The sequence below is a fragment of the Hymenobacter sp. 5317J-9 genome, assembly GCF_022921075.1.
Taxonomy (GTDB): Bacteria; Bacteroidota; Bacteroidia; order Cytophagales; family Hymenobacteraceae; genus Hymenobacter.
Genome location: NZ_CP095050.1, coordinates 3,684,987 through 3,703,373, shown reverse-complemented (window position 1 = coordinate 3,703,373; position 18,387 = coordinate 3,684,987). Strand labels below are relative to the sequence as shown.

Annotated in this window: 14 protein-coding genes; all 14 read right to left on the bottom strand. The window is 66.7% G+C overall.

The genetic code is table 11. From position 1 onward, the window contains the following. Positions 1–3 precede the first annotated feature (3 nt). On the bottom strand, positions 4–1,377 hold the full coding sequence (locus MUN81_RS15740; RefSeq protein ID WP_245111953.1) for a glutamate-1-semialdehyde 2,1-aminomutase: 1,374 nt from the start codon (positions 1,375–1,377) through the stop codon (positions 4–6). Next, complete coding sequence (locus tag MUN81_RS15735) at positions 1,374–2,717, bottom strand: DUF4910 domain-containing protein (protein ID WP_245111952.1); 1,344 nt, start codon at positions 2,715–2,717, stop codon at positions 1,374–1,376. Before MUN81_RS15735 ends, MUN81_RS15740 begins: the two co-directional genes overlap by 4 nt. A 47-nt stretch (positions 2,718–2,764) precedes the next feature. Then, positions 2,765–4,087 (bottom strand): class I SAM-dependent methyltransferase, encoded by a 1,323-nt coding sequence (locus tag MUN81_RS15730; protein ID WP_245111950.1) that lies wholly within the window; start codon positions 4,085–4,087, stop codon positions 2,765–2,767. Between the two features lie 56 nt (positions 4,088–4,143). Further along, positions 4,144–4,794 carry a hypothetical protein gene (locus MUN81_RS15725; RefSeq protein WP_245111948.1) on the bottom strand — a complete coding sequence of 217 codons (651 nt, stop codon included), beginning with the start codon at positions 4,792–4,794 and terminating at the stop codon, positions 4,144–4,146. A gap of 60 nt (positions 4,795–4,854) precedes the next feature. Continuing rightward, positions 4,855–5,439, bottom strand: a complete 585-nt coding sequence (gene rfbC, locus MUN81_RS15720) for a dTDP-4-dehydrorhamnose 3,5-epimerase (protein WP_245111946.1) — start codon at positions 5,437–5,439, stop codon at positions 4,855–4,857. 67 nt (positions 5,440–5,506) lie between these two features. Then, the gene (locus MUN81_RS15715; protein WP_245111945.1) at positions 5,507–6,607 is read right to left on the bottom strand and encodes an SDR family oxidoreductase; all 1,101 of its coding nucleotides are present in this window, start codon (positions 6,605–6,607) and stop codon (positions 5,507–5,509) included. 62 nt (positions 6,608–6,669) lie between these two features. After that, on the bottom strand, positions 6,670–7,590 hold the full coding sequence (gene rfbF / locus MUN81_RS15710; protein WP_348533141.1) for a glucose-1-phosphate cytidylyltransferase: 921 nt from the start codon (positions 7,588–7,590) through the stop codon (positions 6,670–6,672). Positions 7,591–7,600: 10 nt separating this feature from the next. Next, the gene (locus MUN81_RS15705) at positions 7,601–8,467 is read right to left on the bottom strand and encodes a WecB/TagA/CpsF family glycosyltransferase (protein WP_245111943.1); all 867 of its coding nucleotides are present in this window, start codon (positions 8,465–8,467) and stop codon (positions 7,601–7,603) included. A 160-nt stretch (positions 8,468–8,627) separates the two neighbouring features. After that, complete coding sequence (locus MUN81_RS15700) at positions 8,628–10,025, bottom strand: exopolysaccharide biosynthesis polyprenyl glycosylphosphotransferase (protein WP_245111941.1); 1,398 nt, start codon at positions 10,023–10,025, stop codon at positions 8,628–8,630. Between the two features lie 438 nt (positions 10,026–10,463). Further along, positions 10,464–13,493, bottom strand: coding sequence for an Ig-like domain-containing protein (locus MUN81_RS15695; RefSeq protein WP_245111933.1), 3,030 nt, complete (start codon positions 13,491–13,493; stop codon positions 10,464–10,466). A 701-nt stretch (positions 13,494–14,194) separates the two neighbouring features. Continuing rightward, positions 14,195–15,094 (bottom strand): hypothetical protein, encoded by a 900-nt coding sequence (locus tag MUN81_RS15690; protein ID WP_245111932.1) that lies wholly within the window; start codon positions 15,092–15,094, stop codon positions 14,195–14,197. Positions 15,095–15,224: 130 nt separating this feature from the next. Next, complete coding sequence (locus MUN81_RS15685) at positions 15,225–16,076, bottom strand: glycosyltransferase family 2 protein (RefSeq protein ID WP_245111931.1); 852 nt, start codon at positions 16,074–16,076, stop codon at positions 15,225–15,227. Positions 16,077–16,121: 45 nt separating this feature from the next. Further along, complete coding sequence (locus MUN81_RS15680; protein WP_245111929.1) at positions 16,122–17,408, bottom strand: glycosyltransferase family 4 protein; 1,287 nt, start codon at positions 17,406–17,408, stop codon at positions 16,122–16,124. Then, positions 17,405–18,382, bottom strand: a complete 978-nt coding sequence (locus MUN81_RS15675; protein ID WP_245111927.1) for a nucleotide-diphospho-sugar transferase — start codon at positions 18,380–18,382, stop codon at positions 17,405–17,407. Before MUN81_RS15675 ends, MUN81_RS15680 begins: the two co-directional genes overlap by 4 nt. Positions 18,383–18,387 lie beyond the last annotated feature (5 nt).

The window sequence follows — 18,387 nt, the reverse complement described above, 5'->3', positions numbered from 1 at the left end:
TGGTTAGTTGTAAGGGCGGTACACGGGCTGCACGGGGCGGCCCAATAAGTAACGGTCGAGGCCCTCGTCGAGGGCGCGGCGGTACACGCCCAGGGCCTCGTGCACGCGGGCCACGGTCTGGTCCACGATGCTGGCCGTGTGGGCGTAGCTGATGACGAAGGAGGGCAGCAGCAGCCCGCGCCGCAGGGTTTCCTGCAAAAACAAAGTCCGGAAGCCCTGCGAGGGCTGCCCGTCGGTGTCGCGGGTGCCGTAGGCCAGGCAGCAGGGCGAGCCCATCACCTGGAAATAGGGGGCCACGTCCTGGTCGCGGGCGGCGGCTTCGAGGCCCTCGCGCAGGCGGCGGCCCTGCTCGTGCAGGTGGGCCACCACGGGCTCCAGGGTGTAGGTGCGCATCACGGCGCGGGCCACGGCCAGGGCGTGGGTTTCGGCCCCGTAGGTGGTCGAGAGCAGAAACACCCGCTCGCGCTGGTGCTGCAGGCCGCCCAGCTCCATCAGCTCGCGCCGGCCGGTGAGGGCCGCAATGGCAAAGCCGTTGCCCAGGGCCTTGGCAAAAGTGCTGAGGTCGGGCCGCACGCCGTGCACGGCCTGGGCCCCGCCGTGGTGCCAGCGGAAACCGGTGATGATTTCGTCGAAGATGAGCACCGTGCCTTCCTGGTCGCAGAGGCGGCGCAGGCCGGCCAGGAAGCCGGGCGCGGGCGGGGTGTCGCGCTCCACTTCCAGAATGAGGGCGGCCAGCTGGCGCGGGTGCTCGGCAAACAGCTGCTCCACGCCGGCCAGGTCGTTGTAGCGAAAGCGCAGCGTGAGGGCGCGCACGGCCGCCGGCACGCCCGCCGCCACCGGCGTGGTGCCCATAAACCAGTCGTCGGTGGAGAAAAACGGGTGGTCGGCGCAGCACGCCACCAGGTCGCGCCCGGTATAGGCGCGGGCCAGCTTGATGGCCGCCGTGGTCACGTCGGAGCCGTTTTTGGCAAACTTCACCATCTCGCCGGCCTGCGTAAAGGCCAGGAATTCTTCGGCCGTGCTCAGCTCCAGGGTGGTGGGCCGGCCCAGGTTGGTGCCGCGCGTCATGGCGCGGTGGGCGGCCTGCACCACCGGCGCGTAGGCGTGGCCCAGCGTCACGGCCCGCAGGCCCATGCCGTACTCAATGAACTCGTTGTCATCGACATCCCACACCCGGCAGCCGCGCCCGCGCACCAGGTAGGGAGCCATGAATTCGGGAAACTGGTCGTCGCCTTTGGCGTAGGTGTGGCTGCCGCCCGGAATGGCCGCGTGCAGCCGCTCCTGCAGCAGGCGCGACCCCCGAAAGTCGTTGGGCGTCAAGAGTTGGGGTTGGTCCACGGGCAAGGCGTGGAGCGGGGGAGGGGAGGCAGCGGTCATGGCGCGGGGTCGGGAAGAGGCAGGAGCAGGTCGTGGGCCAGCAGCAGCTCGGCGGCGTGCTGCACCTGGGCGAAGGGCAGGCTGGCGCGCTCGGCGATGTCGAGCAGGCTGTGCTGCCCGTCGGAGAGGTTGAGCACCCAGAGCAGGGCCAGCTGCGCGCGGGCGGCGTCGGGGTGGCCGCTCACTGCGTGGTAGAGGCCGCGCCGGCCCAGGGCGGGCTCGCCGTAGGGGCTCAGGTTCTGGTAGCGGCGGTTGGCATCGAGCAGGCTCAGCGCCGACTGGGCCAGCAGCAGCGAGTCGAGCAGCGCCTCGGGCTGCACAAAATCCAGGTTGTCGGCCGAGGTGTGGTACTCCGGAAACTGGCCGTAGGGCGTGCGCGAGAGGCCGCCCACCGGCAGGTTGAAGCCCGGCGAGCAGTACTGCCGCTCGTCGTAGCCGTAGGGCTCAAACTCCACCACGCGGTGCGGCACCGCCGCCTCGCGCAGTGCCAGCGCCACGGCGCGGTCTACGTCGGCGGTGCCGCGGCGCGATTTCTTGTAGGTGAAAGCGCCCGGCTCGCCCAGCAGGCTCAGCACCAAGCCGTGCCGGATGCGGGCCACGGCCTCGGCGTTGCGGCTCAGCCAGGTGATGGCCCCGATGGTGCCGGGCGCAAACACAAACCGGTAGCTGTAGCGCCGCGGCCGCTCCTGCAGCTGCCGGGCCAGAAACACCGCTACGGCTATGCCGGAGAGGTTGTCGTTGGCCAGCGAGGGGTGGCACACGTGGCTGGAAATCAGAATTTCCTCGTCGGTTTCGCCGGGCAGCAGCAGCTCGCCGTAGGTGAGGGCGCCGGGCGCCAGCGTGCTGTCGATGCACACTTCGTAGTGTGGCTCGTTGAGGGCTTCCAGCTGCTCGTGCGCCAGGCAGAAGCCCCATGTTTCGGCGTAGTAGGCCGTGCGGTAGGGGATGAGCTGCGGCTGTTCGGGCAGCGTGTGCAGGTGTTTTTTCAGCGCTTCAAGCGTAAAAATCCCCTGCACCGGCACGCTGTAGCCCACCACGTGCAAGTTGTGCCGCCGGAAATCCACCACCCGCTTGCCCCGCGCATTTTTTATCCAGGCATCGCGGATGTTCCACTCGCGGGGCACCTCCCAGTCGAGCACGGGCGTGCCGGTGGGCACCTCGTGCACTTCCAGCTCGGGCAGGTATTCCTGCAGGATGGCCAGCGTTTCGCGCACGCCATCGCCCGTGATGCTCCGGCAAATGGGGTAGAGCCGGCGCACCAGCGCGTGCAGGTCCTCGCCGCGGACGGCGGGCGGCGGCGCGGCGGGCGCGGGTGCAAGAACATCGGCAAGCAGACTCATGGCAAGCAGAAAAAAGGCGAGAAAAGCAGCGGGGCAACTATCCGGATTTAAGCGAAAACCCGGGGCTCGGGAATGGGCACCACAAACTGCCCGCCCCACTCGCGGATGACGGCCATCTGGGCCATGATTTCTTCGCGCAGGTTCCAGGGCAGAATCAGCAGGTAGTCGGGGCGCGTTTCCAGGACGTGGCTGGGGTCGAGGATGGGGATGCGGGTGCCGGGCAGGAAATTGCCCTGCTTGTGCGGGTTCAAGTCCACGGTATAGTCCAGAAAATCGGTCCGGATGCCGCAGTAGTTGAGCAAGGTGTTGCCCTTGCCGGGAGCCCCGTAGCCGGCCACCGTTTTGCCGGCGCGCTTGGCCTCGATGAGGAATTCGAGGAGCTTGCGCTTGGTTTCGCGCACCTGCTCGGCAAAGTCGGCGTAGAAGCCCAGGTCGCACACGCCGGCGGCCATTTCGCGGTTGCGCAGGTCGGCCACGGCTGGGGTCACGGCCAGGTGCGGGGCGGTGGCCGCCGCGTGCCGGGCGTAGATGCGCAGCGAGCCGCCGTGGGTGGGCAGCTCCTCCACGTCGAAGAGGGTGAGGCCGTGGGCGGCAAACACGCGCTCCACCGTGAAGAAGGAGAAGTAGCTGAAATGCTCGTGGTAAATGGTGTCGAACTGCCGCCCTTCGATGAGCCGCAGCAGGTGCGGAAACTCCATCGTGATGACGCCCTCGGGCTTCAGGGCCAGGCGCAGGCCGTCCACGAAGTTGTTGAGGTTGGGCACGTGGGCCAGCACGTTGTTGCCGATGAGTAGGTCGGCCGCGCCGCAGCCATCGGTGAGCTCGCGGGCCGTGGCGCTGCCGAAAAAGCGGCGCATCGTGGGCACGCCCTTTTCCTCGGCCGCGCGGGCCACGTTGCCGGCCGGCTCCACGCCCAGCACCGGGATGTTTTTTTCCAGAAAGTACTGCAGCAGGTAGCCGTCGTTGCTGGCCACTTCCACCACCAGGCTGCTTTCGTTCAGGCCAAACCGCTCGGTGGCCATGGCGCAATACTGCCGGGCGTGCTCCAGCCACGACGTGGAGTAGGACGAGAAATAGGCGTAGTCCTGCCGGAACACCTCGTCGGGCTCCACAAACTCGCCCACCTGCACCAGAAAACACTCCTCGCACACGTAGGCGTGCAGCGGGTAGAAGGCTTCGGCGTGCGCAAACCGCTCGGGCGTCACGTGGTCTTGGCACAGCGGCGAGGTGCCCAAATCGACAAACGTGTGGCGCAGCGGCGTGCCGCAAAACCGGCAGTAGCCGGCCGGGCCGGGCGCCACGGCGGTTTCGGGCGCACTGGCTGCTACCGGCGACAATGGCAGAGAAGAGGCTGCAAAGGAGGTTTTCATGGAGTAAGGGAAAGGTGAGCGAAGGGAGAAAAGCGGAAGGCCCCGCGCGGGCCGGACTATTGTTTTTGGGCTACCGAAGGCGACGCCACCGGCTCGGGCAGGGGCAACGGCCCACCGGCCAGCAGCCGTGGCCGCAGGCGGTCGGCCGCCGTGTCGACCTGCGCCCGAATCTGGGCCAGGGCCATGCGCAGGGCCTCGGCGTCGGACAGCGCTGGGGCCTCGGCCTGGGAGTAGCCGTGGTACATGGCCACTTTCACGGCCGAGGTGCCGGTGCCCTCGTACTCGCCCAGCACGTTGCCGTCGGCGTCCAGCACCTGCAGCTGCGCGGTGAGGGTGGTGCGGTAGGTTTCGAGGGGCACGCCCAGCAGGCTGGGCGTGAGTAGCGTGAGCATCTGCAGGGTTTGCAGGGCGCGGCCGGTGCGCCGCACGTTGGCCCGCGTCACTTGCAGGCGGGCGTAGCCGAAGGCCTGCGGGATGGCGGTTTCGGCCAGGTTGGCGTGCAGCTCGCTTTTCCACAGCTGCAGCAGCTCGGCGGGCTGCGTGGCGTCGGTGCGGGCCAGTGCGCCCAGCTCGGCCACGGCCTCCAGGGGCGGCAGGCGGTGGGCATTGGCCGCTGGCGGCACTTGCCACAGCGCCGGCCCCGCCGACACGCAAGCCGTTGCGGTCAGTCCAATCAATCCCATCCAGCAGCACAACAGCGGTTTCATAGGAAGTCTGTGTTAAAGTCCGACAATGAAAAAATGAGGGCGGCCCGGGGCTCGGGCGGCTTAGTGGACGCTGGCGCTCAGCAGCTCGGCGGGCAGCGCGGGGCGCCGGGTTGCGGGCGGCTGCCAGTCGGGGTAGTTCAGGTCTTTGGCCGATATGAGCTGGGGCCGCACCGGCCAGCGCACCCCAATGGCGGGGTCGTTCCAGCGCAGGCCGCGGGCGGCGCTGGGCTCGTAGCAGGCCGACATCAGGTAGCTCACGTCGGTGTGGGGGGCCAGGGTGAGGAAGCCGTGGGCGCAGCCGCCCGGCACCAGCAGCTGCTGGTAGCTGGCGGCCCACAGCTCCACGCCCAGCCACTGCCCGCAAGTGGGCGAGTCGGGCCGCAGGTCCACCACCACGTCATAAATGGCGCCCCGGGTGCAGCGCACCAGCTTGGTTTCTTCGTGGGGCGCGGCCTGGTAGTGCAGCCCGCGCAGCGTGCCCGGCCGCGGATTGGCCGACACATTGGCCTGCGCCACCGTCATGCTGATGCCGTGCTCGGCCAGCTCCCGGGTGCACCAGGTGCGGGCAAAAAAGCCCCGTTCGTCTTCCAGGCGGTCCACGTCGACGAGGAAAACACCCGGCAATTTGGTGGCGGTGAGTTGCATGGCAAACGCGAAAGCTGGCGCAGCCGGGCCGGCTGCGGGGTGAGAAAAACGAAACGGCGAAGCGGCTTCAGGCCAGCACCGGCACGGCGGGGCGGGGGCTGGCCGGCGCCGGGCGGGGCAGCGGCGCCCAGGTCAGGTCGGGGGTTAGGTCGCCCTGCTCCACCAGGGCCTTCAGCACCCGCAGGCGCATCAGCCGCGAAGTGCGGAAATCGGGGTCGATGAACCACATTTCCAGCAGCTTGCTGGTGAGCTCGGCAATGGTGGCGTCGAGGCTCATCAGGGGCTGGTGCTCGGGGGCCAGCTGCCGAAACAGGTCGAAGTCGACGCGGTAGGAGCGGCGGTCGGGGGCGCCCGTGGGGCTGATTTTCACCTTCGTATCGGGGCGGTTGCGGGCCACGGCCTCGGCCAGCTCGCGCACGCGGTAGTTCCAGGCGTTGCTGCCCACGTTCAGGGCCAGAAACGGACCACCCAGCGGGCGGTGGGTGGCCCACAGCACCGCGCGGGCCATGTCGCGCACGTGGATGAGCGGGCGCCAGGGCGTGCCGTCGCTCAGAATGGTGAGTTCGCCGGTGGCCACGGCGCTGGCCACAAAGTCGTTGAGCACCAGGTCGAGGCGCAGCCGCTCGCTCCAGCCGCAGGCCGTGGCAAAGCGCAGGCAGGTCACCCGAAACTTGTCGTCGGCCAGCGCGGTCAGGTCACGCTCGGTGGCCACCTTGGAGCGGGCGTAGGCCGTGAGCGGGTTCAGGGCCGCGTCTTCCGACTTCTGTTCGTCGCCGCCCAGGCCATACACGCTGCACGAACTGGCAAACACAAACGCGCGGGCGCCATGGGCCTTGGCCACGCGCGCCAGGTGCACGCTGGCGTCGTGGTTCACGGCCATGGTCACGTCTTCGTAGGCGGTGCCCATGGGGTCGTTGGAAATGGCGGCCAGGTGCACCACCACGTTCACGCCCGTGAGCAGGCCGGAAGGCAGGTGGCGCACGTCGCCGAACACCTGGCGGTCGAGGCACACTTCGGGCAGCGGGGCCGGGCCGGTGAGGCAGTGGGCAAACAGGCCCAGGTCGAACCCAATGAGTTCGGCGTCGGGAAAAGCCTGCCGGAGCTGGCGCACCACGCCGGGGCCCACGTAGCCCAGGTTGCCGGTTATCAGAATGCGAGGAGAATCCATGACGCAAAGCGGGAGAGGTGCCGCGCGGGCACCGGTGGAGGAAGCGAATTAGCGGGCAGGGGTCAGTCGGTGGGGATTTGGCCGGTGGCCACCAGGTAGCTGGGCAGGCGCCGGGCGCCCGCCAGCGGCGAAGGGAGGCGCCGCCGGACTGCCGCTGGCGCGGGGGCTGCCGGGGCCGGCGCCGGAGTGGCATCGGGGGCGGGCTCCCACACTTTCCAGGCGGCCTGGCCGCGCTGCCAGAGGTCCTCCAGCAGGTTGCGGTCGCGCAGCGTATCCATGGGCTGCCAGAAGCCGGGGTGGCGGTAGGCGGCCAGCTGGCCTTCGGCGGCGAGGCGTTCGAGCGGGTCGCGCTCCCACACCGTGGCGTCGCCGCCGATGTAGTCGAGCACGGCCGGCTCCAGCACAAAGAAGCCGCCATTCACCCAGGGCATCAGCCCGCCGTCGGGCTTCTCGCTGAAGCTGTTGATGCGGGCGTCTTCCTCGCCCAGGTTGAACACCCCGAAGCGGCCCGGCTGGCGCACTGCCGTGAGCGTGGCCAGCAGCCCCTGCCGCCGGTGAAAGGCAATGCTGGCCGCAATGTCGACGTCACCCACGCCGTCGCCGTAGGTCAGGCAGAAGGTTTCGCCCTCGTCCAGGTAGTGGCGCACGCGGCGCAGGCGGCCGCCGGTCATGGTTTCCTGGCCGGTGTCCACCAGCGTCACGGTCCAGGGCTCGGCGCGCTGGTAGCGCACCTGCATCTCGTTGCGGTCCATGCGAAACGTCACGTCCGAGTTGTGCAGGAAGTAGTTGGCGAAGTACTGCTTGATGAGGTGGCCCTTGTAGCCGCAGCAAATCACGAAATCGGTGATGCCGTGGTGGGCGTAGATTTTCATGATGTGCCAGAGAATGGGCTGGCCGCCAATTTCCACCATGGGCTTGGGCCGCAGCCCGCTTTCCTCGCTGATGCGGGTGCCGTAGCCCCCCGCCAGAATCACTGCTTTCATATGCAAAAGGCTAGGAATGAACGGTGGAAAGGGCGTCGGCACGCCGAAGCTTCAGGGCGCCGTGGCGCAGGCTGGTGCGCAGGCCCCGCCGGGTGCTGGGCCGGGCCGGTAGTGCCTGGGCCTGCCAGCGCGTGAGCAGATGGCGGGCCAGCAGCCACACAAACCATGTGTTGGTGACGAGGTAGCGGCGGGCCAGGCGGCGGGGCTCCAGCCAGAGGCGGTAGGCCCATTCCAGCCACAGCCCGCGGGCCCACTCCGGCAGGCGCCGCTCCAGGCCGGCATACACCATGAAGGCCTGGCCCACGCCCACCATGCAGGCCCGCACCCGGCCGCGGTGCTCGGCCATCCAGCGCTCCTGCCGGGGGCAGCCCAGCGCCACAAACACCAGGTCGGGGTCGGCGGCGTTGATGGCGGCCACGGCCGCGTCGTCCTCGGCCGGCGTGAGCGGGCGGAAGGGCGGGGCCTGCCAGCCGGCCACCCGCAGCGCGGGCAGCTCGCGCCGGGCCCGGTCCACAATGGCCGTGAGCACCGCCTCGGTGGTGCCGTAGAAATACACCGACTGCCCGCGGGCGGCGGCCTCGGCCAGCAGCGCGGGCAGCAGGTCCATGCCGGCCACGCGGGGCTGCGGCTGGCCGTGCAGCCAGCCCAAGGCCGCGGCCACGGGGCTGCCGTCGGGCGTCACCACGCTGGCCTGGTCCAGCACGCGCCGAAACTGCGGGTCCTGGTGGGCCTCCACCAGCATGTGGGCGTTGGCGCAGCACACGTAGGCCGAGGCGCGGGCCGCCCCCAGCCGCAAAATGGTGTCGATGAACTCGGGCACGGCCCCGGTTGAGATGCGGGCGTCCAGCACGGGGCGTTTCAGTAGCAGGGTTGACATAAGCAGGGAAAGGTGATGGCGGGAAAGGAGTGAGGCAATTCTTGCGGCGAGAGCCCCGGTCGGACCGCCCTAGGCGGTCCGACCGGTCGTCGTTGGTTATCGGGACGTCGCTGCTTCAACCGGTCGGACCGCCTAGGGCGGTCGGACCGGGCCGGGCAGCTCAGTAGGCGTTTTCTTCGCCGCGAACCATGTTGACCACGGTTTGGCCGATGATTTTCAAATCCAGAATGAAGGACCAGTTTTCCAGGTACTTGAGGTCGTATTCCACGCGCTTCTCCATGGCGTTGGGGGCGCGGGTTTCGCCGCGGCAGCCGTTCACCTGGGCGTAGCCCGTGATGCCGGGCGTCACGGCGTGGCGCAGCTGGTAGGTGTTCATGCGCTGGGAATATTCCTGCAGCTGCGAGAGCATGTTGGGCCGCGGCCCCACCACCGACATGTGCCCCAGCAGCACGTTGAAGAATTGCGGCAGCTCGTCGAGGTTGTACTTGCGCAGGTAGTAGCCCACGCGCGTCACCCGGGGGTCGCCCTTGCGGGCCTGCAGCTCGGTCTGGCCGTGGCCCGTGTGCATGGTGCGCAGCTTGTAGCACGGAAACAGCCGGTTGCGCCGCCCCGGCCGCATCTGCTTGAAGAACACCGGCCCCGGCGAATCGAGCTTGATGACCAGCGCCAGCACCGGCATCAGCAGCGGAAACAAGAGCCCGATGACCAAGCCCGAAAACACCACGTCGAAGCTGCGCTTGAGCAGGCGGTTGGCCCAGATGGCCAGCGGCTCGCGCCGCACCGTGAGAATGGGCAGGTGGTCGTAGTGGTACACGCTCACGTCCTGGCGCATGGTGCCGGGGTAGTCGGGCACGATGCGAAACGAGAGGAAGTTGTTGATGGCAAAGTCCGACAGCTCGCGGATGAGCTGGTGGTTGTCGAAGGGCAGGGCGAAGTAGATTTCGTCGACCGGCGTGTGCAGGCAGTAGGTTTTCACCTCCGCCACCGCCCCGCGCACCAGCGGGCGCAGGGCCGGGGTCACCGGCTCATCGGCAAAAAAGCCCTTGAACTGCGTGCCGGCCGGGTCGTGGGCGGCCAGAAAGTGGTAGAGGCGCTGGCCGCTTTCGCTGGCCCCCACTATCACGTAGCGGCTGTGGGGCTCGCCGAAGTAGCGCCGGTAGGCCCGGTAGCAGAACGCCAGCACGAAGCGCCCCAGCACCACGCCCGTGATGGACAGCCCGTACACCAGCAGCAGCTCCTTCAGCGGCAGCTGCTGCACGTCGAGCAGCAGTGCCGTGCCCAGCAGCAGCAGCCCGTGCATCAGAAAAGTGCGCAGCAGGTAGCCCAGCTTCTCGGCGTAGGTTATCAGACGGTCGAGGCGGAAGATGTTGGCGTACTGCCGCGAGAGCGTCCACCAGAGCAGCGCGAAAATGATGAACAGGAACGGCGCGTAGCCGGTAAACTCCCAGCTGTGCCACACCAGAAAGCCGGCCAGGCGAAAGGCTCCAAAGATGATGGCAACATCCAGCAGCGGCAGGATAAACCGAGTCGAATCGGTGTAGTGCGCGTATCGTTCCATAAGCTTGAGGAGTAAGAGTGACGCATGTGAATGGAGCTGCCGGGCAGAGGGTGTGGAGATGATTTGGTGAAGGAAAAGAAGCTATTTCCACTAATCAATGATTTAATTGACCTCCTTTTATGGGGGTAAGAAGTTGAATAGAAAAAATAATATATTTAAAGCCGCTCCCGATGCATTAGGCTAGCATCTACCGGAAAAAGGCCAACTTATTTTTATGGTACTACCCTGGGAGTATTTTTGCTTTTATTAGGAAAACGAGGTAGTTGCTGGCGATTTCCTACTGCCGAGGCTGGCCGAAAGCGTCCATTGCCGCGTCGCTTTTTGGTTGCCTGCTGCTCAGTGCAACGCCCCGTGCCGCGCGGGCAACAAAAAAGCCTGACCAATCTGGCCAGGCTTTTCAGCAGTAGTGGTAAGAAGTAAGTGCTTAACAGGAGCAGCCTAAATGGTGCGCAGGGCCGGCATGAAGCCGGTTTGCGGGCTGCTTAGGGAAAGCTGGCGGTGGTCGCCGGTCAATTGGTCGTCAGTCAGCACGGCCACGCCAGGGGTAGCAGGGCCGAAGGCGAAACGGTAGCCTTGCACAGGGGCCGCGTGGGCACTTGTAAGGCCTAGGTCTGCTTTAGCAGCGGCCGTGGCCAGTTGCGCTTGTGCATCGGCGCGGCCCGCGGCCGGGAACAGGCCGAAGCCGTTCGTGCTGGGCGCAATGCCGCGCATTGCCGTGGAGTTGTGCTTCCAGATTTCGAGGCCCGAGAGGTTAACGTTGCCGCCGGTGGTGCCCACGTTGATGGTGCCGTCGGTCACGTTGGCCGTGAAGGGGCCCACCCGCTCCCAGTGCCCGGCCGAGCCGGTGCTGTAGCCCGAGCGCACGGTCTGGCCCTCGAGCTGGATGTTCAGCGTTTCGGCCGAGTTATCCTCCCAGATGTAGAGGTACACCGAGTACGTGCCGCTGGCCACGCCGCTCACGGCCAGCGTGGGGCCCGTACCGAATAGCGCCGAGGTAATCATGCCAGCACGGGCCGCGTCGGTCGTCGGATTCAGCGAAGCGCCGGGGCTGGACCAGCCCGAAGCGTTGGTACGGAAGTTGGTGGCCGTGCCGCTGGCTTCCCAGTTGCGCCCGTCGATGGTCGCGGCCGAACCGCCCAGGTTAAACGCCCGGTAGAAAGTGGCGTTGGCGGGGCCGGTGGCCAAGGGGTTGGTGGGCGCACTCACGGTGACGCTTTTAGCCGTCGAAGTTGCCGATGCGCCGGCGTTGTCGGTGGCGCGGGCCGTGAAGCTGAGCGTGCCGGCCGCGGAGGGCGTGTAGTTCAGCGAGTAAGGCGCGGTCAGGTCTTCGCCGAGCTTGGTGGCGCCGTTGAAGAACTCTACCTTGTTCACCGTACCGTCGGCGTCAGTAGCCGTGGCCGTCAGCGTCAGGGACGTGCCCACCGTGCCCGTCGAGGGAGCGCTCAGGCTCACCGTCGGTGGCGTGTTGGTGGGGGCGGTGGTAGTGGTATTTTGCTTGAAGATTTCGAGGCCCGAGAGGTTGGCGTTGCCGCCGGTGGTGCCCACGTTGATGGTGCCGTCGGTCACGTTGGCCGTGAAGGGGCCCACCCGCTCCCAGTGCCCGGCCGAGCCGGTGCTGTAGCCCGAGCGCACGGTCTGGCCCTCGAGCTGGATGTTCAGCGTTTCGGCCGAGTTATCCTCCCAGATGTAGAGGTACACCGAGTACGTGCCGCTGGCCACGCCGCTCACGGCCAGCGTGGGGCCCGTGCCAAACAAAGCCGAGGTAATCATGCCGGCGCGCGCCGCGTCCGTGGCCGGGTTCAGCGAAGCGCCGGGGCTGGACCAGCCCGAGGCATTGGTGCTGAAGTTGGCCGCGCCGCTGCTGGCTTCCCAGTTGCGCCCGTCGATGGTTGCGGCCGAACCGCCCAGGTTGAAGGCGCGGAAGAAGGTCGAATTAGCCGGGTCGCCCGCGGTGGTCGTGGGCGGCGTGGTGGTGCTGGTGCCCACCGTGACACTGGCCGTGTTCGAAGTCGTGCTAGCGCCGGCGTTGTCGGTGGCGCGGGCCGTGAGGCTGAGCGTGCCGGCGGCGGTGGGGGTGTAGCTGTAGGTATAGGGCGCGGTCAGGTCCTCGCCGAGCTTGGTGGCGCCGTTGAAGAACTCTACTTTGCTCACCGTGCCGTTGGCGTCGGCGGCCGTGGCCGTCAGCGTCAGGGCCGTGCCCACCGTGCCCGTCGAGGGCGCGCTCAGGCTCACCGTCGGCGGCGTGTTGGTGGGCGTGGTGCCGCTGCCGCCGGAGCCGCCCGGGCCCAGCGTCACGTTGTTCTGGGCCAGCTTCTGCTGCCAGAGCGTCAGCTCGTTCTGCTCCGTGCTCAGCGTGATGGGGTTGGGCAGGTGGTTGGTGCCGGTGCAGGTGGCGCAGGCGCCGTTCGAGAGGTCGTGGCGGTCCTGGAAAGGAATGGTGTAGCCCGGGTTGCGGTAGCCGATGGTGTTGTTCTGAATGGTGTTGTTGTAGAACACGCTGCTCGACACCTGATGACCGTTGAATACCGCGGTGCCCGCGTACACGGCCGGCAGCGGCGAGCCATCGGGCAGGTAGGCGCTGGTCACAATGCGGTTGTTGTAGTACTTGATGTCGTGGCCGGCGGCGATGTTCATGCCCGCGTTGCAGGTCGACACAAACTGGTTGTCGTACGCTTCCAGGAAGGAAGGGACGGTGCTCACGGTGGTGCCGTCGCCGTCGGTGGTCATGCCCGTGCCCGAGTAGGTGCTGCTGGTGGCCGGGAAGGGGTAGGCGCCCTGCACGTAGTTGTCGTGCACGCGGGCGGGGCTCTGCGAGGTGCCGCCCGAGTTGTAGAAGTTGATGTTGTCTTCCACCGACGACAGGTTGGGCTCGTTAATCACCTGGTTCCAGGCAATTTCGATGTTGGCGATGTTGCGCACCGTGTTCAGGCCGATGAAGTTGGCCAGGTTGCGCCCGCCGTTGCGGGTGCGGCCGTCGATGTCGAGCACCTTGTTGCGCAAAATGCGCACCGTCTGGCTGGCTGACCCGTCGCCGCTGAACTGGTAGATGGTGAAGCCCGTGGTGTGCTCCAGGTAGTTGTTTTCGGCCCGGATGTTCCGGGCGTTGGTGGCGGCAATGAAGCGGCCGCGGTATCGGTCGTCCTGCGTGGGCGTGGTGCCGTAGGCTTGGCTGTTGAGCACGGTGATGTCGCCGGGCGTGCCGTTGGCCTGAATCAGGTCGCCGGGGCCCACCAATATGCAGCCCTGCAGCGTCACGGGCGACGACGTGGCGATGGTTACGGCCGGCGTGTTCGAGTCGGTACTCTTGTAGTTACCGGTGTAGGTACCGCCCTGAGTGATGGTGATGGGGCCCTGATACGTCACGTTCGGAACGTTTTGGGCCTGGGCCAGTGCCGGAGCCAGGGCCAGACTCAGCCAAGCGGCACGCAGCAACGACAAAATGCGATTATTCTTAGAATGGACTTTCAAACTGGTTGTTCTGGTTTAAGCAACAGCGCCGGAATCAATCCTTGCGGATTGAAAAACGCCATCAATGAAATAAATCACCCAGGTTGTTTTTGTTCAATTATCGCCGTGGCCTGCAATGCCCGGGTCAATTCGCCTCCGTGTTGTTTGCCAGCCCCATTCCGGACTGTGGCCAGCGGCCAACACGGCACCGGTTTTGCCGCGATAAACGCGGAAATCCCCTTTGTTAAATTGACTTAAGCAAGTGATTCAAGCTTTTACTTCAACAACACAACTCCAACACCCTCGGCCGACGGCCCCTTGGCCGTCATTGTTTGGTTCGTCAGCTTCCGCAGAAAATTCCTTCTTTGGGAAAGACTCACCTCGTAACCCGACGAGCCTTCTTAATGTTTATCTTGTAAAAGTGATACATCAAGACTTGCTCTTCGTGGCAAATCTACAAACCGAAGGGAGATTTGGTTCATCTCGGGGAACTTGCACTATTGTGAAAGTATGCAAACAATAGAAAATCAAAATTGAATATTTTCACTTTACTGCCTCATTTATCGATACTTAGCACGGAGGTATTTGTGGGCAGTTTGGAGCAAAAAAAAGTTGAAAAGGGCAGCTTCAACTCACGCTATCAGTGAATTGGAGCTGCCCTTCGCGGCAGTTTTGGTGGAGCAAGGCGCCCAGGTACTGGGCTTGCCTTGCAACTGGGGCGGCTATTGGTCGAGGAACACGGCAAAGTCGGCCAGTTGCACCGGCTGGCTGGCCTCGTGCAGGTGGCATAGCGGCACTTCGCCGTAAAACGACGCCCACATGGAGTAGGAGCTGGGCGGTCCCAGCAAATAGTCGCAGCCGGCCAGGGCGTAGAGGTCTTCCACGAAGTGGCCGCTGCCGCGGTGCACGGGCAGGCCGGCAAAGTCGGCCGGGTTCAGGGCCTCATCGGAGCAAAGCAAAAACTCGACGCGCTGGCCGGGCGCAAACTGCGCCCGCAGGGCCCGCATCTGGCGGGCATACACGTCGTTGCCGAAGTAGTATTGCCCGTTGGCAAAGGTGGCGTAATCGCCGCGCCGGATGTGCACGCCAACCAATACCTCGGCCGTGCGGCGGCAGCGGGCCAGCACGGCCTGCACGGCCTCGCGGTGCGGCGGCACCAGCGCAAACAGCCGACGGATGAGGCCCGCGTGCCGGGCAAAGCTGGGCCGGTCGCGGAAGCACCAGCCGTGCAGCAGCACCACCCGCTGGCGCACCGCAGCGAGGTAGGGCGCCGTGTTCAAATCGAAAGTGCCGGCGCTGTCGTCGAGGTAGAGCAGCTGCGGCAGGCCCGCCCAGGCCGGCAGCCAGCGCCGCACGGCGGCCAGCCCCCGAAACACCTGCGGCCGCTGCACCAGGCCCAGCAGGCGCTCCAGGGCGCGGGCCAGCCACCGCTGGGGCAGCAGGGCCAGCCGCACCGGCAGCGCGCCAAAGTCATCGGCCGCCGGAGCCTCAAAAAAACGCGCGTAGGCCGCGAAGCTGGGGTTGGCCACGGCATAGCCGTGCTCGGCGGCATTGGCCACGAGGTGGGCAAAGAGAAACAGCCGGTTGCCCAACTGGCCGAAGCGTTTTACCAGAATGACCATGAGATGGTAGGGGTAGAGACGCAATATTTTGCGTCTCGTCGTTGAACGAAGACGCCCGAACGGTGACGCTAAAACGCTATTCAAACGGCGCGGCTGACGAGACGCAATATTTTGCGTCTCTGCCCCGGTTTTAATGCAGAAAGTAGCCCAGCAGCCGGCGCAGGTAGCCGTTGAGCAGGAAAAAGGGCAAAAAGAAAATAGGCGCGTTTTTGAGGGCGAAGTAGGTGAAATTGCGCAGGTTGCCGCCGCCCCGAATGCCGAACAGGTGCTGGTAGTAGCCGCGCAGGCTGCGCCGCTGCCGGGTCTGGACCTGGCCGCTGTCGTCGGGGTAGGTGAGCAGGTGGGTGTCGTAGTTCACATAGACCGGGAACCCGGCTCGCCGGGCCTGGCTGGTGAAGTCATAGTCGGCCAGGTAGTGGGGCAGGTGGCGCTCATCAAACAGGCCCTGCGTGACGAACACCGCGGCCGGAATGAGCAGGCCGCGGCCGGGCAGGTAGGTGACGGGGTGCAGCCCGCACTGGTCTTCAGGCGGCAGCGAAGCCAGCAGGTTGTGGCGCTGGTGGGTCAGAAAGCTGAAGGTTTCGCCGCCGAACACGGGCTGGCCGGTGGTGGCGTCCAGCTCCACGGGGCCCAGCAGGGCGCTGGGTTGGCGCCGGGCCCAGCGCAGGGCGTTTTCGATGAAATCGGGCGGGGCCACCACGTCGTTGTTGAGCGTCATGACGCGGTCGGCGCCGTGGGCCAGGGCGTGGCGAATGCCCAGGTTTACGGCGGCCGTCCAGAAAAGCTGGCCGGAGCCGGCCAGCACCTCCACCGCCGGAAAGTCGCGGGCCAGGTGCTCGGCGGTGCCATCGGTGGAGCCGTCGTCGACGACGACGACCCGAAAATGTTGCACCCTTTGCGCCTGCAGCGACTCCAGGCAGGCCCGCGTGAAGTGCCAGCGGTTGAAAACGGGAATGATGACGTAGAGCACGGCCGGAAACAAAAAATGGAAGGGAGGCTGACGAATGGCGGACGTGGCCCGCCGCGGCTAGGCCATTTCGGCCGGGGCGGGGGCGTGCACCGGCACCAGGTCCGAGAGCACGTGGGCGGCGTCGGCGGCGCGCAGCAACAGGCGGGCCACCAGCGCCGGCCAGCTCTGCTCCCGGGCGTAGGCGTGGCTGGCCCGGCCGCGGCTTTCCAACTCCTCGGGGTGGTCGTAGAGGTGCTCCACGGCGCGGGCCAGGGCAGCGGCCGTGGCCTCGGGCGACTGCACCGGCACTTTCAGCCCGGCGTCGTTGGGAATGAAGTCGGTGGCGCCGTGGTGGTCTAGCGTCAGAATGGGCAGGCCCATGGCCATCGACTCCAGGTACTGGGCCGCGTAGCTGTCGCGCAGGCTGCAGAGCATGAACAGGTCGTGGGCCAGGAAGGCCGACCGCACCGTGGCGTAGGGCGCGTTGCCGTGCCAGGTCACGCGGTGACGTAGGCCGGCGGCCTCTATCCAGCCGGGCAGCAGCGGCGCCACCGGCCCGTCGCCGTAAATGTTGAGGTGGAATTTCACCCGCGGGTGCACCTGGCCCAGGGCCTCCAGCACCAGGTGCAGGCCCTTGCGCGGAAACAGCCGCGCCAGCCACAGAATGTGCAGCTCCCGCCCGGCCAGGGGCTCGCGCACCGGGTATTCGGCCGGGAAGAAGCTCAGGGGCAACGCCGTGCTCATGGCCAGCTCCACGTGGCGGGCGCCCAGCTCCCAGGCCAGCTGGGCGGTTTCGCGGTTGGCCGCAAACACCAGGGCGGCGTGGCGCAGCGTCTGGCGCACGTTGGGGTCGAAGGTGACCAGCAGCCAGCTCACCAGGTTGCGCAGGGTTTCGGTCTTGAACCAGTCGGGCAGGTAGCGGCGCAGCAGCTTGGGGGCTTGCTGCCCTCCGCCCACGGGCCCAAAAATGAGCGGCCGGCCCAGCCGCCACAGCCAGGAGGCAAACTGCAGGCTGCCAAAGGTGACGTGGTGCACCAAGTCGAAGCACACGCGCTGGTCGAGGGGCCGGGCCAGCCGCCAGGCGCGGTATTGCCACACCATGTAGTGCAGGTACACGCCAAACTGCCAACGGTACAGAAACTCCACCCACCCCGGCACGGGCACGAACACAAAGTGTAGGCGCTGGGCCGCCGGATTGGCCGCGCGGGCGTGCATTTCGGCCTCAATGGCGTCTTTCCCCCAAGGCGTGGTGAGGCACCACACCTCGTGGCCGAGGTTGGCCATCTCCCAGGCCCAGTTGAAGCCATTGCCGCCCTCGCCGCCGTGAGTCGGGTCGCAGGCATACGCCGAAAGCAAAATTTTCATCGCGGAGCAGCTTCGACGGTGACGGAGGAAAAGGCGGGGGCCGTGGCTTCAGCCGTCACCGCCGGGCGGGCCGGGCGCAGCAGGCCCCGCAGCTTGGCCCGCAGCCGCCCGCCCAAAAAAGCGCGAAACTGCTGCCGGTCACGCGGCCGGTCGTTGAGCACGCGGCTGGGGTGGCGCAGCGGCCAGTGCAGCTGGCCCGTGGGCAGGGCGGCGTGGGGGTCGGTGGCGTCCTGGGTGTGGGTGGCCTCTTCGTGGCCGAAGCCGATGTTGGTGACCAGGTTCACGCTGGGCATGATGGTGAGGCCGGCGTGGGCCGCCCGGGCAAAATGCCACTGGTAGTCCCAGGTGGTGAAGGGGCGCGGCCCGTGGTACAGGTCCCAGAACTTGCGCAGGAAATACTGGCTTTCGAGCTGGCTGCTGAAGCTGCCGCGCAGGCGGCCGTGGGCGGCCAGGGTGGGCAGGGCGTGCAGGTGCAGGTCGTAGAGCTGCCAGGCGCGGCGCCAAGTGGCCCAGCCCCAGGTGTGCACCTGCTGCGAGAAGTAGTAGGAGTCGGTTTTGGGCCCCAGCGTGCTGCCGGCGTCGGGGCCAAAATGGTTGCCCCCGATGTGCATCACGCGGGTGTCGTGGCGGTAGCGGGCCAGCAGCTCGGTGCAGAACGGAATGAAATCGGGCGCGGGCAGGCAGTCGTCTTCCACGATGATGCCCTCGGTTTCGTGGGCAAAAAACCAGTTGATGGATTCGGACACGGCCACGCTGCAGCCCAGGTTGTTGACGCGGAAGAGCGTGTGCACCTCGCAGTTCCAGCGGGCCGTAATCTGCATCACCACGGCCCGCACCTGGGCGCAGAGGGCCTCGTCGGCGGGGTGGCCGGGGCGGGCGCCGTCGGCGGCCACGTACAGCCGGTGCACCCCGGCCGCCATCAGCCGGTTCAGCACCTGGGCCGTGGCGTCGGGGCGGTTGAAAACCAGAAACAAAACCG

What these genes read in the sequence shown, in the direction of transcription:
- MUN81_RS15740 (WP_245111953.1), bottom strand. Translation starts at nt 1,377, where the DNA reads ATGACCGCTGCCTCCCCTCCCCCGCTCCACGCCTTGCCCGTGGACCAA.
- MUN81_RS15735 (WP_245111952.1), bottom strand. Translation starts at nt 2,717, where the DNA reads ATGAGTCTGCTTGCCGATGTTCTTGCACCCGCGCCCGCCGCGCCGCCG.
- MUN81_RS15730 (WP_245111950.1), bottom strand. Translation starts at nt 4,087, where the DNA reads ATGAAAACCTCCTTTGCAGCCTCTTCTCTGCCATTGTCGCCGGTAGCA.
- MUN81_RS15725 (WP_245111948.1), bottom strand. Translation starts at nt 4,794, where the DNA reads ATGAAACCGCTGTTGTGCTGCTGGATGGGATTGATTGGACTGACCGCA.
- rfbC (WP_245111946.1), bottom strand. Translation starts at nt 5,439, where the DNA reads ATGCAACTCACCGCCACCAAATTGCCGGGTGTTTTCCTCGTCGACGTG.
- MUN81_RS15715 (WP_245111945.1), bottom strand. Translation starts at nt 6,607, where the DNA reads ATGGATTCTCCTCGCATTCTGATAACCGGCAACCTGGGCTACGTGGGC.
- rfbF (WP_348533141.1), bottom strand. Translation starts at nt 7,590, where the DNA reads ATGAAAGCAGTGATTCTGGCGGGGGGCTACGGCACCCGCATCAGCGAG.
- MUN81_RS15705 (WP_245111943.1), bottom strand. Translation starts at nt 8,467, where the DNA reads ATGTCAACCCTGCTACTGAAACGCCCCGTGCTGGACGCCCGCATCTCA.
- MUN81_RS15700 (WP_245111941.1), bottom strand. Translation starts at nt 10,025, where the DNA reads ATGGAACGATACGCGCACTACACCGATTCGACTCGGTTTATCCTGCCG.
- MUN81_RS15690 (WP_245111932.1), bottom strand. Translation starts at nt 15,094, where the DNA reads ATGGTCATTCTGGTAAAACGCTTCGGCCAGTTGGGCAACCGGCTGTTT.
- MUN81_RS15680 (WP_245111929.1), bottom strand. Translation starts at nt 17,408, where the DNA reads ATGAAAATTTTGCTTTCGGCGTATGCCTGCGACCCGACTCACGGCGGC.